Source organism: Paraliomyxa miuraensis (assembly GCF_026337845.1).
Classification (GTDB): Bacteria; Myxococcota_A; Polyangia; order Nannocystales; family Nannocystaceae; genus Paraliomyxa; species Paraliomyxa miuraensis.
Genome location: NZ_JAOVZF010000145.1, coordinates 84,062 through 96,631 on the forward strand (window position 1 = coordinate 84,062; position 12,570 = coordinate 96,631).

Sequence of the window (12,570 nt, forward strand, 5' to 3'; positions counted from 1 at the left end):
GTCAGCGCGACAATCAGCGCGACGACAAGATGATGCGGCGGATCGCCGAGCTGCTCTGGTCGGCCACCAACAGGCCGTCGTCGTCGAGTGCGAGGCGCCCGAGGTAGCCGAAGTCGGCCTGCAGCGCCGGACCGCCGTTGCCGGTGAAGCCCTCGGTGCCCGTGCCCGCAACGGTGTCGATCGTGCCGTCGGGGGCGATCCGGCGCACGCGGAAGTTGGCGCGATCGGCCACGTAGAGGGTGCCATCGTCGTCGAGCGCGAGGCCGTAGGGCTGGTCGAGCTGGGCCGAGGTCGCCGGCCCGCCGTCGCCCGAGAAGCCGGCGGTGCCGGTGCCGGCGATGGTCTCGATGGTGCCGTCGATCCGCAGCCGACGGACCACGTGGCTGCGCGTCTGGGCGATGAGGAGGTTGCCCTCGGGGTCGAGCTCGAGGGCCGAGGGCCAGTGGATCGCCGCATCGACACCCGGCCCGCCGTCGCCCGAGTAGGCGGCCTCGCCGGTGCCGGCGATGGTGTCGACGATCCCGTCGGGGGTGATCCGTCGCACTCGATTGGCGAGGCTGTCGGACACGTCGATGGTGCCGTCGGGGTGCAGGGCGATCCCGTCGAGCTGGATGAACAGGGCAGCGGTGGCGGGGCCACCATCGCCTTCGTCGCCGGTGAAGCCCACCACGCCGTCCGCGGCCCCGGCCAGCGAGCTCAGCCGATCGTCGTCGTCGAGCCGCAGCACGCGGGGGTCGTGGTACGAGACGAACACGATGCGCCCCTGGGCATCGAAGCGGAAGTCGATCGGGTTCTCGAGCGGGGTCGCGTCGGCCGGAGCTCCGACGTCGGCGATGGCATGGAAGCCGTTGCCGATCACGGTCTGCACCAGGCCGTCGTCGTCGATCACGCGCAGGCGCTGGTTGTTGAAGTCCATCACGTAGATGCGATCGTCGGGGCCACGGCGTACGGCCGACGGCAGGAACATGTCGGTCTGCGCGGGCGGCTGCCCGTCGCGGTTGAAGCCGAGCTCGCCGGTGCCCATTACCGCGCACACGTGGCCGGGGATCGACTCGCAGGGGCCGGGGTCGATGCAGGCACCGAGCACGAGCGCGGCGCCCAGCATTGCGCCACGCACACGGGCCCACGGGGCTCGGCTCGCGTGACTCGCTCGCGTCACGGCGGCGTGGCCTCGTCGTCGACGACCTCGAGCGAGACGAGGTCGTAGGTGTTGGCGCCGTGGTTGTGGACGTGGAACTGCAGCGGGGCGCCCGCTGGAATCTCGCGGTCGATCTCGAGCTCGTCCTCGATGAGCGCGGGCGCGGTCGGGACCGGCAGGTGCTGCTCCCAGACGAGCTCGCCGTCGATCGCCAGCGCGAGGTGGGCCTGGGTTGGCTCGGGGGCGGTGAGGTCGTAGTGCCACACAGAGATCGCGATCCGATCCCCGGGCCGCAGCGTCCGCAGCGACGGCTGCTCGACGGTGGCGTAGTTGCAGAAGTCGGTGTCGATCTCGAGCACCGGCTCACCGCCGAGCAGCTCGATGATGACGCCCAGCACTTCGTCGCAGACCAGATCGGCAGGGCGCTCGGCCCCGAACACGTCATCGGCCGGATCGGCGACCCGCTCCCAGGCGGTCAGCTCCACCAGCTCGGTGGGCTCGGGCTCGGGCGGGGGGCCGGGGTCCTCGCAGGCGAGCGGACACAGCACCAGCAGGCCCGAGCAGAGGCGTGGGAGGCTTGCCATCGTGGCCCATCAAAGGTGCCACGAGATCCTCCCTCGTGCATCCCGGTCGCAGCCCGGGCGAGGCCAACGCGCATTCGCGCCAGTCTCGTGCTCGGAGCGGCCTGCTTGCTTGGTAACCTCGCCCGCATGGAGCGACGACCGCTGGGGCGTACCGGGGTGAGCGTGTCGCCGATCGGCCTGGGCTGCTGGGCGATCGGAGGCACGTGGGGCAGCGTCGACGATCGCGAGAGCGAGGCGGCGCTGCACCGTGCGATCGACGAGGGCATCGACCTGTTCGACACGGCCGACGTCTACGGGGACGGCAAGAGCGAGCGCCTCATCGCGAAGGTCTTGCGCGAGCGTCCGCACGACGAGGTGTTCGTGGCGACCAAGGCGGGGCGACGCCTGCAGCCGCACACGGCGGAGGGCTACGACGCAGCGAACCTGGGGGCGTTCGTCGAGCGGAGCCTGAGGAATCTGCAGCGCGAGCGCATCGACCTGTTGCAGCTCCACTGTCCGCCCCCGGAGGTCTACCGCCGACCCGAGACGTTCGCGGCGCTCGATGGGCTGGTGGCGGCGGGCAAGGTGCGATCCTACGGGGTCAGCGTGGAGACGGTGGAGGAGGCGCTCGCGGCCATCGAGCACCCCGGTGTGCAGACGATCCAGATCATCTTCAACGTGTTTCGCCTGCGGCCGGCCCGGGAGCTGCTCGGCGTGGCCGCGGCGCGAGGGGTGGGGATCCTGGCTCGCGTTCCGCTCGCCTCGGGCCTGCTGACCGGCAAGATGCGCCCCGATACCCGGTTCGAGGCCGACGACCACCGCGACTTCAACCGCGAGGGCCAGGCGTTCGACGTGGGAGAGACGTTCTCGGGAGTGCCATACGCGCTGGGGCTCGAGCTGGTGGAAGCCCTGCGCGCCGAGGTGCCTCCGGGTGCCACGATGGCGCAGTGGGCGTTGCGCTGGATCCTCATGCACGAGGGGGTGACCTGTGCGATCCCCGGCGCCAAGCGTCCCGCCCAGGTCAGCGACAACGCAGCGGCGATGCGGCTGGCTCCGCTCGCGGACGAGTCGATGGCGCGCGTCGAGAGCCTCTACGACGCGCGCCTGGGGCCGCTCGTGGATCACCGCTGGTGATCAGCCGTCGACGCGAAGCTCGCGCTCGAGCTCGATGCGGGTCTGCAGTGCCTCGCGGGCGGCGTCGAGGCTGGCCTGGGTGGCGGAGCGCTCGCCCACGCCACCGAGCACGTGCAGGTAGGCCGCCTCGACCGAGACGAGGCCCGCCTCGAGCTCGGCGTCGATCTCCGCGCGTCGCCGCGCGACCTCGGCCCGCAGCGCGGTGCGCATGCCCGTGGGATCGGCCTCGCCGGGCTGTGCACCAGCGACCCGCAGCGACGTATCGATGGCCTGCTGCTGGCGCGCGAGCTGCTCCATGCCCTCGACGACCTCGCGGATCTCGATCGCCCACGAGCTGGTCTCGCTGCCTCGCCCGGCCCGCGCACGGAGCAGCGCGTCGAGCATGCGGCGGGCTCGGGCCACGCGGGCATCGGCCACGGGGAGGGGCGCGCGGCGGCTGCGATGCCACCAAAGGCCCCCCAGCAGCGCGGGCAGCAGCAGGCCGGCGCCCAGCATGCCCCAGCCGCCGAAGTCGCGGTCATGGGTCCGACCCATCGCGTAGCCGCAGGGATGCTCGTGCTCCTGCTCGGGGGTCCATGCGGCGATCGGTGCGGGCACGGTCAGGCGCAGGCCGTCGGTGCGGGTGTGCTCGTCGATGATGTCGACGATGAGGTCGCCTAGCGGCTGGACCGTGTGCGGCCCGACCGTGGGCTCGATGTGGGCATTGCCGATCCCGCTGTGGTCGGTGAGGAACACATAGGTGCCGCCGGTGCTGACCGCGAGGTGCCGCAGCACGAATTCGGTGGGCTTGTCGATGCCGCTGCTGGCGATGGGCACGATGCGGATCCCCTTGCCCGCAGCCGCGGCCGCGACTCGCTGCAGCCGCTGGCCGACCGCGAAGCCGTCGTGGGGCGGGGCGTCGGTGACCACGAACACGATGCGGGCCACCGCAGACTCGCTCCACTGGTGCTGCTCCACCGCGTCGGAGAGCGCGGCGTCGAGGGCCTCGGGGTAGTCGCCACCACCCGAGGCATGCTCGGCGCGGAGCTGCTGCATGGTCTCCGAGAGCTCGGAGGTGAAGGGGTAGCTGCGCACCACGTAGTCGTCGCCCTCGTCGCGGAAGAAGTTGACGCTGGTGCGGACCTGCAGCGCTTGCGCGGAGTCACGGCGCACGCGGCCGACGATGTCGGTGAGCTCGGTCTGTAGATAGTGGAGTTCGTCGCCCATCGAGCCGGTGGTGTCGACCACGAACATCAGGTCGAGGGCGGCGGCCACGGGCACGTCCTCGCCCACGCGCAGCTCGTGCTGCTCTCCCGCGTGTACGCGGCGGGTGGCGAGGGTGCGGCCATCGGGGGTACGCACGGAGAGGCGGCCGCTCTGGCCGGGCTGCAGGTAGAGCTCGGCGCGGCCGTGGTTGTCGGTGCGGGCCTGCCACAAGCGGTTGCCGTGGTCGTCCTCGAGCACCAGCGTCGTGTCGGCCGCAGCGCCATCGGCGTCGCGCAGGGTCACGGCCACGCGCTGCAGGTGGCCCTGGAACCAGGAGTCGAGCATCGAGGCGTAGCTCGAGCCGGGCGAGAGCAGCAGCTGCCAGCGCGTCCAGTCGTCGCGATCGGACCAGCGGCCCGCGGTGAGCTGACCGGGGGTGGGCAGGGGGGCTCGAGCGAAGCGCTCCGCTCCACGGTCGCCCTCGCCGTCGTCGCTGCGGGCATCGCCCAGCGGTGCCAGCTCGGGCCTGGCGGCGGGAGGCGGGGGGGCCTCGCCTGCCTTCGCGTGGAACTCCTCGCTGCCTCGGTCGGCGGCGGAGATGGGAGCAGGGGCATCGGCCTTGGCCTCTGCCGCCCGCGCGGGAGCGCTCGCCTCTTCCTTCGAGGCGGAGTCACATCCGATGAGCAACAGGCCGCTGAGGCCGAGGAGGAAGGAAACGCGAGTCTTCGACATGGTGGGCTCCTGAGCGCGCCTGGCTCGGCGTAGCCCCTGGGACGCACCACGGGTCGAATCGTCGTCACGGCTCGTCGATGGCTTCGTCATGGTTGCGTCATGGCATTGGTGGCGTCATGACGGCCGGGTCTTCGACGGAGCCGCTCGGGGAGCGCGAGACGAGCCGGGCGTGGTCGCGGGGGCCAGCTCAGCCGCCGTCGCTGTCTTCCTCGGCCTGCGGGGGCGTGTCGTCCTCGAGGTCGTCGAGGTAGCCGTCGGGCAGGGCGACCTTCTGCGTGCCGCCCGTCTTGCCCCGGGGCACCCGCATCGCCGAGGGGGGAAAGCGTTCCTCGGGGTCGAGCCCCGCGAGCGCCTGGCGGAGCTCCGCGAGCGTGCCGGCCTGCATCACCTGCTGCCGCAGCCGAGCGCTGCCGCGAAAGCCCTTGGTGTACCAGGTCGCGTGCCGTCGAAACATGCGAACGCCATGGGGCTGCCCCACCCATGCGCACAGCCGCTGCGCGTGCTCGAGCATGATCTCGACCACCGCACCCAGCCGCGGAGGATCGGCGGGCTCGCGGCCCTCGAACACGTCGGCGAGATCGCGAAACAGCCACGGTCGACCCAGGCAGCCGCGGCCCACGACCACGCCGTCGCAGCCGGTCTGCCTCATCATGCGCAGCGCGTCCTCGGCCTCCCAGATGTCGCCGTTGCCCAGCACGGGGATCGTGCGCACCGCTTGCTTGAGCTCGGCGATCGCCTCCCAGCGAGCCTGGCCGTCGTAGAGCTGCGCGGCGGTGCGGGCGTGCAGGGCCACGGCCGCACAGCCTTCCTCCTCGCCGATGATGCCGGCCTGCGGCGAGCTGAGGTGCTGGTCGTCGATCCCCATGCGGAACTTGATGGTCACCGGCACCGTGCCGGCCGCCCGCACTGCGGCCCGCACGATGTTGCGCAGGAGCCTGGGCTTGATGGGAATGGCGGCGCCGCCTCCCTTGCGGGTGACCTTGCGGACGGGGCACCCGAAGTTCATGTCGATGTGATCGACCGCGCCCTCTCCGACCAGGCGCTCCACCGCCAGCCCCACGTAGTGCGGGTCGACGCCGTAGAGCTGCAAGCTCCTGGGGTGCTCGTCGGGGCCGAAGCCGGCCAGGCGCAGGGTCTTGGCGTTGCCCTCGACCAGCGGGCGGGCCGTGATCATCTCGCTGACGTAGAGCCCGGCGCCGAAGCGCTGGCAGAGGCTCCGGAACGGGTAGTTGGTCACCCCGGCCATGGGGGCGAGCACCACCGGAGGCCACACCGCCATGGGCCCCAGCGGGATCGGGGCGAATTCCCCGGGGCGTGCGGGCGGCACGTCGCGGTTCTGCTCGCTGCGGTAGGTGGGGTCCACGACCCGGGACGCATAGCAGGAAGCGCCCGACGAGGGGAGGGCGCGGGTCCCGGCCGGTCGCGTGGGCTCGGTCCGGGACCGACTCGCCGAAAAGTTTGGGGGGCGACACCCCCGTGCTAGCCAGTTTCTGGGATTGCTGGCCCTGCTGCCCGCTCCCTCCGCCGTTGCCGTGCCTCGCTCCGCAAAGCGCCCCCGCAGCCACAAGCAGCCGCGTACCGAGCGGCTGGCCGCGAGCCGTCCGCGCAAGCGAGCTCGCCGAAGCTCGAACCGGCGGGTCGACGCCAACGCTCGGCCGACGACGCGATCGTTCTCGCTGCGCCGACGACCGCGGGCGCCGCTCGATCCCGCGGAGCGCAAGGCCCGAAACCGCACCGTGCTGCTGATGGCGGTGCTGGCCCTGGTCAACGCGTACGTGTTCCTGTGGCGAGGCGAGGGCGCCCTGACCGGGCTGTGGGGCGGGGCTCCGGTCGCGGCCATCGGGCACCACGGGGGCCCGCTGCCTCCGGTGGCCGACCCTCCCGAGCGCGCCTGCACCGGAGATCCCGTGCGGATCTTCGAGGGGCTCGACGATCTGGTGCACCTCGAGTCGACGCTCTCGCGGGGGCTCACGCTGAGGCTGGCGCTGTTGCAGCTCGGGGTCGAGGGCACCGAGATCGATCGCGTCGAGGCCAACGTGCGCACCCATGTGGACCTCGCCCTGCTGGGCGGGAGCGGGGCTCCCGTGCGCGTGGCGATGGATCGCCTGGGCGGGGTGCGGGCACTGGAGATCGAGCTGGCCGAGGGCCACGTGCTCCAGGCCTGTCGCGATGGCGATGCGGCCGAGGGATTCTCGGTGCGCAACCTCCAGCATCCGCTGCGGGCCGACGTGGAGGTGGTGGCGCTGACCCTCGGACGCAACGCCGACCTGCGGGCGGCCGTGGAGCAGGCCGGCGAGAAGCCCGAGCTGGCGCGGCTGGTCGCCGCGGTGCTGGCCCACGACGTGGATCTCATGACCGAGCCACGCCCCGACGATCAGCTCGGGGTGATCGTGGAGAAGCGCTGGCTGGGCCGCAGCTTCCATCGCTACGGGGCGATCCTGGCGCTGCGCTACCACGGAGCCACCGCCCGCGTGGAGTCCTTCCTGTACAAGCCCGAGGGGGGACACAGCGCCTACTTCGACGCCAAGGGGCAGCCCGTGCGCCGGGCGCTGCTGCGCTCGCCCGTGGCCTGGCACCACGTCTCGCCCGAGGCCCGCGGCATGCTGCCGCCCTCGCTCGAGGTGGTGGAGGGGCGCTTGGGTGCGGCCTATCGCCTGCCCGAGGGCGCGCCGCTGTCGGCGGTGGGTGATGGCATCGTGGTCGAGCTCGATCACGACGGCGATCGCGGCGAGTTCCTCGACATCGAGCTCCGCGACGGCACGAGGGTTCGCTACGCACACCTGCTGCGTACGGTGGGGGCGCTGGACGTGGGCAGCGAGGTGCGGCAGGGGCAGATCATCGCGCTCGCCGGGCACTCGGGGCGCACGCCGCACGACCGCCTACGGCTCGAGCTGTGGCACGAGGTCGATGGTGAGCCGCGGACCATGGAGCCCATGCGCCTGCAAGCCAAGGGCAGCGCTCGGGCCGAGCGCGTGGGTGAGCCGATCCCCGAGGATCAGCGCTCGCGCTACGACGAGGACATTGCCCCACGGCGTCGCGCCCTGCGGATGGCACATCGCTAGACCGGCGGCAGCTCGATCGCCAGCACCCACAGCGGGGTGGGCCCCACGTCGTAGACGGGCCCGGGCGTGAGCACCCCGGTCTCTTGGTCGATCGCGTAGCTGGCGACCATGCCCGAGTCTTGCCCGGCCGCGAACACGTAGCGCCCGCGCGGCGAGACCTCGAACTCCCGCGGGCGGGGCTCGGTGGAGACCTGCCCCAGCGAGGTCAGCAGACCGGTGACGGGGTCCACCGCGAACATGGCCAGGCTGTCGTGGCCCCGGTTGCTCACGTAGACGAAGCGCCCGTCGGGCGTGATGTGGACGTCGGCGCAGGTGTTGTTGGATCCGTCGAAGCCCGCGGGGATCGTGCTCTCGGTGGCCAGGTGCGTGAGCTGCCCGCTGCTGGCGTCGAAGGCGTACACGCTGACGCTGTCGGAGAACTCGTCGCTCACGTAGGCGTGGCCGCCGTCGGGATGGAACACCAGGTGGCGCGGACCCGTGCCGGCTGGTGCGCTTGCCTGGGGGACCGCGCCGGCGCTCACCGTGCCCGTGGCCTCGTCGAGCGCATACTGGCCGATGAGATCGGGCGTGCGATGCGGGACCACCACCCACTGGTTGCTCGCATGGACGATGATCGAGTGCGGCTCCTCCGGCGTGTCCAGGCGCTGGGTCTCGGGTCCGCCGAGCGAGCCGTCGCGCTCGATCGGGAAGATCGCCAGCTCGTCGCCGCCGAAGGTGGAGGTCAGCAGGTGCCGGCCGGTGCGATCGGTCGACAGGTACACGGGGTTGAGTCCCAGGCCCACCTGCCCAAGCGGGGTGAGGTCGGCCGTGACTGGATCGATCGCGAAGGCATCGGCCCGCTGCGCGCCGGTGACCCCCACGTAGAGCGCGCGGTGCTGAGGATCGGAGGCCAACGGCCCCACGTCCGCGCCGATGGGCAGCTCGCGCTCGAGCGTGAGCGCGCCGGTGACCGGATCCATCGACCACGTGGACACGCCCTGGTTGGCCGTCACGAACACCCAGAAGGTGCCCTCGGGTGGCTCGGGTTCCCCGGTGTCGTCGGTGTCGCCGGTGCCGGTGCCGTCGGGGTCGACGGTGGTGCTGGTGGAGTCGGCGCCCGAGCTGGTCGAGCTGGTGGGGTCGGGCTGCGTGGTGGACGGCGCCGTGATCTCGGTGGTCGCGGTCCCCCCCGTGCTGCCGTCGCCGTCGCCGCTGCTGTCGCCGCAGCCACTGCAACCAAGACAGCACGCGGCCATCGTCGTCCACATCCACGTCGCGCGTCCGTTGCCCATGGCTCTTTGTCGCTCCTTCCGGCGTACGGTACCCCAACGGGCGGGAGGTCGTGGCATGATCGCCACCATGGCGGACTGGTTCACCGACGAGGGCTTCTGGGCGGACATCTACCCCGTGATGTTCTCGCCGGAGAGCTTCGAGGGCGCGCACGAGGAGGTGCTCAAGCTGCTCGAGCTGTCGGGGGTGAGCTCGGGTCGCGTGCTCGACCTGTGCTGCGGACCGGGGCGCCACGCGGTTCCGCTCGCCAGGGCCGGCCTGCAGGTCACGGGGGTGGATCTCAGCGACTACCTGCTGCGCAAGGCCAGCGAGCGGGCCGACGAGGCCAAGGTCGCGATCGACTGGGTCCGCAAGGACATGCGCGAGTTCGTCGAGCCCGGAGCGTTCGATCTGGCCGTGAACCTCGCGACCTCGTTCGGCTTCTTCCCGGCTCAGGCCGATGACATGAAGGTGCTCAAGAACATGGTCGAGAGCATCCACGACGACGGGGTCATCGTGCTCGACATGGTCGGCAAGGAGGCGCTGGCGGAGCGCTTGCCGCTGAACCGGCAGCCCACCCAGGAGCGCGACGGATCGCTGCTGATCCAGCGGGTGGAGATCCACGACGACTGGGGCCGCGCGCGCAGCGAGTGGCTCTTGATTCGCGACCGCGAGGTGCAGCGATTCCACTTCGAGCACACGCTCTACTCGGGTCGCGAGCTACGCGAGCTGATGAGCTGGGCCGGCCTCTCCAGGGTCGAGCTCTACGGGGGCCTCGACGGCCGCCCCTACGGCCCCGGCGCCCTACGGCTGGTGGCAGTCGGTCGCAAGTAGCTCACGCGGGACGGCTTCGCCAGGCTACCCATGCGCGCGCTGTCGCCCGAAGTCCTCGAGCATGGTGCGTAGGTCCTTGGACGAGACCGGCTTGGTGAAGTGCGCGTCGAAGCCGGCCTCGAGCGCCTGCTCGCGGTCGCGCGACTGACCATAGCCGGTGAGGGCCACGATCAATGCGTCGTGGTGGAGGATCTTGCGTAGGTGTCCGACCAGCTCGTAGCCGCTCATGTCGGGCAGCCCGATGTCGACGATCGCCACGTCGGGAGGCTCGCGCTCGACCAGCGCGAGCGCTTCGTTGGGATGGATCGCGGTGCTGCACTGATAGCCCCACGAGCCCATCAGGATCGACAGCATCTGGGCCGCATCCTCGTTGTCGTCGACCACCAGCACCTGCAGGGCCCGGTCGTGGTGGTGGCGCCGAGCCTTGATGGGAATGGGGGCGGCCGGGAGCTCGGCCTGCGGCAGCACCACGGTGAACTCGGTGCCCCGGGGACGCAGGCGACGGCCCGTGATCGTGCCTCCGTGCCGCTCGACGATCGCGCGGGCCAGCGTCAGCCCGAGGCCGAGCCCGCCGTCGGCGCGGTCGAGCGTCCGCGGTCCCTGCACGAACGGTCCGAACAACGACGCGAGGCTGTGGTCGTCGATGCCGGGCCCATCGTCGCGAACGGTCACGGTCAGCGAGTCGTCGTTGCGCCGGGCGGCGACCTCCAGGTGCCCTCCGGGCTCGGTGTACTTGGCCGCGTTCGAGAGCAGGTTGGCGACCACCTGTGCCATGCGATGCTCGTCGACCACGATCGCCAGGCCCTGCTCGGGCACGTCGACCGTGAGCGTGTGCCGTCGCTTGTGCACGAGGTCGCGCACCATCTCCACCCCCAGCGTGACCACGTCGGTCATCGCGGTGGCGTGTGGTGTGACCTCGAACATGCCCCGGCCGATCCGCGCCACGTCGAGCAGGTCGTCGACCAGTCGACGCAGGTGTCGCATCTGGCGGTTGACGACGGACCACATGGTGTCCTGCCCCGGCCTGCCCTGGGCGTGGAGCATCTCGAGGGCAGCCGCGATGGGAGCCAGCGGGTTGCGCAGCTCGTGGCCGACCATCGCGAGGAACTGATCCTTGCGGCGATCGGCCTCGTGGGCCTGGGCCTCGCTGCGACGCAGCGCCGCCATCAGCTGCGCCGTCTCGAGCGCGGTGGCGGCGATCTCGGCGATCTTGCGCAGCAGGTTGACGTCCTCGTCGTCGAAGTGCTTGGGCTCGGGATGCCCGACGAGCAGCCCCCCCAGCACCTGCCCGCTGCTGGTGACGACGGGGGCCCCCAGCACGCTGCGCACGGGTGGGTGATCGAGCGGACGCGGGAGCCAGTTCGCCGCCTCCGGGTTGTTGTTGGTGTCGCCGATCACGATCACGACGTCGGCCTCGAACCGCGGCATGGACGGGGTGGCCGGTGGCGCGGGAGCCTCGGCGACATCACCAGGCTCGGGAGCGAGCGGCGGGCCGGGCTCGGCATTGGGCTCGATGGGCGTCGCGGCCGCTTGCCGACCGCTCGACGCATGGAGCCTCACCACGACACCGGCCTCGCCGGTTGAATCCGCGCACAGCGTACCCACCGTCGCATCGACCAGCGCGGTGGCTTCGTCGATGATGTGCTGCACCAGCGCTTCTTGCTCTCGATGCTGGGAGAACGAGGTGGCCAGCCGACGCAGGGTGCGATGCGTGGCGGCCTCGAAGTCGGCTCGACGTCGGGCCTCGCGCTCGCCGAGCAGCGCCTTCTCGAGCTGGTGCTCGCGCCGGGCGAGGCGGTCGCGGGCTCGCTGGCGAGACAGCTCGGTCCGCTGCAGCCATACCGAGGTCCAGTGGGTGGCCGCCAGCAGCATCGCCATGCCGGTCACCACCCCGAACGACAGGCCCTCGTGACCTCGGGTCGAGGGGTGAGCGCCCATCGTCGACAGCCACGCCACCCCCACCGGGACCAGCACGGCCACGGGGGTCATGCGTCGGGCGAGGGTCGCACCTGGCCCATGGCCGGTGAGCATGGCCGTGAAGCCCCGGCGCGGTCGCGTGAGCAGCAGTCCGCCGCCCAGCACCAGCAAGCCCAGCGCGGTGGGAAGGGCCATGGCGGCGCTGCGCCACTCCTCCACGCCGTAGACGACCTCGATGCCCAGCAGATACTCGATGGTCATCAGGGTGCCGACCAGCAGCACGCCCAGGCCCGTCACGCTGGCTGCGCCCGCGTGGAAGCGGCGCAGCAGCATCGAGACCCCGGCCAGCACGAGCCCCAGCGCCGTTCCCAGCGCCATCGGGCCGGGGTCCGCGGTCTTCGACGCGGACAGCAGCTGGTCGAGCACCAGGCCGCGCCCGACGAGGTGCCCGGCGACGGTGACCAGCCCCAGTCCGGCGACCAATCCGCCGAGCGTGGCGGGGAACGAGGACAACCCGGTGGGATCGCGGGCCATGGTCCAAAGGCCGATTCCGGCCAGCACCAGGCCGACCGCGGTGTTGGGCCTGGTCGGGACCCCGTGGCCGATGAACGACGTGAGCCAGGACCACCCGCTCACCCAGCCGACCAGCACGATCAGGCCGATTGCCATGCACGTCGCGGCGAGGCCTCGGACCACCGAATCGAGGTTCGGCGGGGGCCGGATGCCATCGCCGTGCCGGACGCTCAGCGCCGACACC

The 12,570-nt window shown here is 71.6% G+C and carries 9 protein-coding genes; 3 read left to right on the forward strand and 6 right to left on the reverse strand.

All coding sequences use genetic code 11. The features are described from left to right. Positions 1-13: 13 nt before the first annotated feature. Complete coding sequence (locus tag OEB96_RS12080; RefSeq protein ID WP_266215732.1) at positions 14-1,105, reverse strand: NHL domain-containing protein; 1,092 nt, start codon at positions 1,103-1,105, stop codon at positions 14-16. A 50-nt stretch (positions 1,106-1,155) separates the two neighbouring features. Beyond that, positions 1,156-1,722 carry a hypothetical protein gene (locus tag OEB96_RS12085; RefSeq protein ID WP_266215733.1) on the reverse strand — a complete coding sequence of 189 codons (567 nt, stop codon included), beginning with the start codon at positions 1,720-1,722 and terminating at the stop codon, positions 1,156-1,158. 126 nt (positions 1,723-1,848) lie between these two features. Between OEB96_RS12085 and OEB96_RS12090 the strand changes: the two genes are divergently transcribed. Beyond that, positions 1,849-2,835, forward strand: coding sequence for an aldo/keto reductase (locus OEB96_RS12090; RefSeq protein WP_266215734.1), 987 nt, complete (start codon positions 1,849-1,851; stop codon positions 2,833-2,835). Here OEB96_RS12090 and OEB96_RS12095 read toward each other — a convergent pair whose 3' ends face one another. Both OEB96_RS12095 and dusB read right to left on the reverse strand, forming a co-directional pair. Beyond that, complete coding sequence (locus OEB96_RS12095) at positions 2,836-4,752, reverse strand: vWA domain-containing protein (RefSeq protein WP_266215735.1); 1,917 nt, start codon at positions 4,750-4,752, stop codon at positions 2,836-2,838. It lies immediately after the preceding gene. 187 nt (positions 4,753-4,939) lie between these two features. Further along, on the reverse strand, positions 4,940-6,115 hold the full coding sequence (gene dusB / locus OEB96_RS12100) for a tRNA dihydrouridine synthase DusB (RefSeq protein WP_266215736.1): 1,176 nt from the start codon (positions 6,113-6,115) through the stop codon (positions 4,940-4,942). 169 nt (positions 6,116-6,284) lie between these two features. On the opposite strand from dusB, the gene OEB96_RS12105 reads away from it, so the two are divergent. Continuing rightward, a complete protein-coding gene (locus OEB96_RS12105; protein WP_266215737.1) occupies positions 6,285-7,814 on the forward strand; it encodes a peptidoglycan DD-metalloendopeptidase family protein in 1,530 nt (509 codons plus the stop codon). On the opposite strand, the gene OEB96_RS12110 is transcribed toward OEB96_RS12105, so the two are convergent. Next, on the reverse strand, positions 7,811-9,085 hold the full coding sequence (locus tag OEB96_RS12110; protein WP_266215738.1) for a lactonase family protein: 1,275 nt from the start codon (positions 9,083-9,085) through the stop codon (positions 7,811-7,813). The genes OEB96_RS12105 and OEB96_RS12110 overlap by 4 nt on opposite strands. A gap of 67 nt (positions 9,086-9,152) precedes the next feature. On the opposite strand from OEB96_RS12110, the gene OEB96_RS12115 reads away from it, so the two are divergent. Beyond that, the gene (locus tag OEB96_RS12115; RefSeq protein ID WP_266215739.1) at positions 9,153-9,896 is read left to right on the forward strand and encodes a class I SAM-dependent methyltransferase; all 744 of its coding nucleotides are present in this window, start codon (positions 9,153-9,155) and stop codon (positions 9,894-9,896) included. 24 nt (positions 9,897-9,920) lie between these two features. On the opposite strand, the gene OEB96_RS12120 is transcribed toward OEB96_RS12115, so the two are convergent. Next, a complete protein-coding gene (locus tag OEB96_RS12120; protein WP_266215740.1) occupies positions 9,921-12,482 on the reverse strand; it encodes a hybrid sensor histidine kinase/response regulator in 2,562 nt (853 codons plus the stop codon). Positions 12,483-12,570: the final 88 nt, after the last annotated feature.

Bases quoted from the DNA above. Each gene is read 5' to 3' on its own strand.
- OEB96_RS12120 (WP_266215740.1), bottom strand. From the start codon at position 12,482: ATGGCAATCGGCCTGATCGTGCTGGTCGGCTGGGTGAGCGGGTGGTCC.
- OEB96_RS12110 (WP_266215738.1), bottom strand. From the start codon at position 9,085: ATGGGCAACGGACGCGCGACGTGGATGTGGACGACGATGGCCGCGTGC.
- OEB96_RS12080 (WP_266215732.1), bottom strand. From the start codon at position 1,105: ATGCTGGGCGCCGCGCTCGTGCTCGGTGCCTGCATCGACCCCGGCCCC.
- OEB96_RS12090 (WP_266215734.1), top strand. From the start codon at position 1,849: ATGGAGCGACGACCGCTGGGGCGTACCGGGGTGAGCGTGTCGCCGATC.
- OEB96_RS12095 (WP_266215735.1), bottom strand. From the start codon at position 4,752: ATGTCGAAGACTCGCGTTTCCTTCCTCCTCGGCCTCAGCGGCCTGTTG.
- OEB96_RS12115 (WP_266215739.1), top strand. From the start codon at position 9,153: ATGGCGGACTGGTTCACCGACGAGGGCTTCTGGGCGGACATCTACCCC.
- OEB96_RS12085 (WP_266215733.1), bottom strand. From the start codon at position 1,722: ATGGCAAGCCTCCCACGCCTCTGCTCGGGCCTGCTGGTGCTGTGTCCG.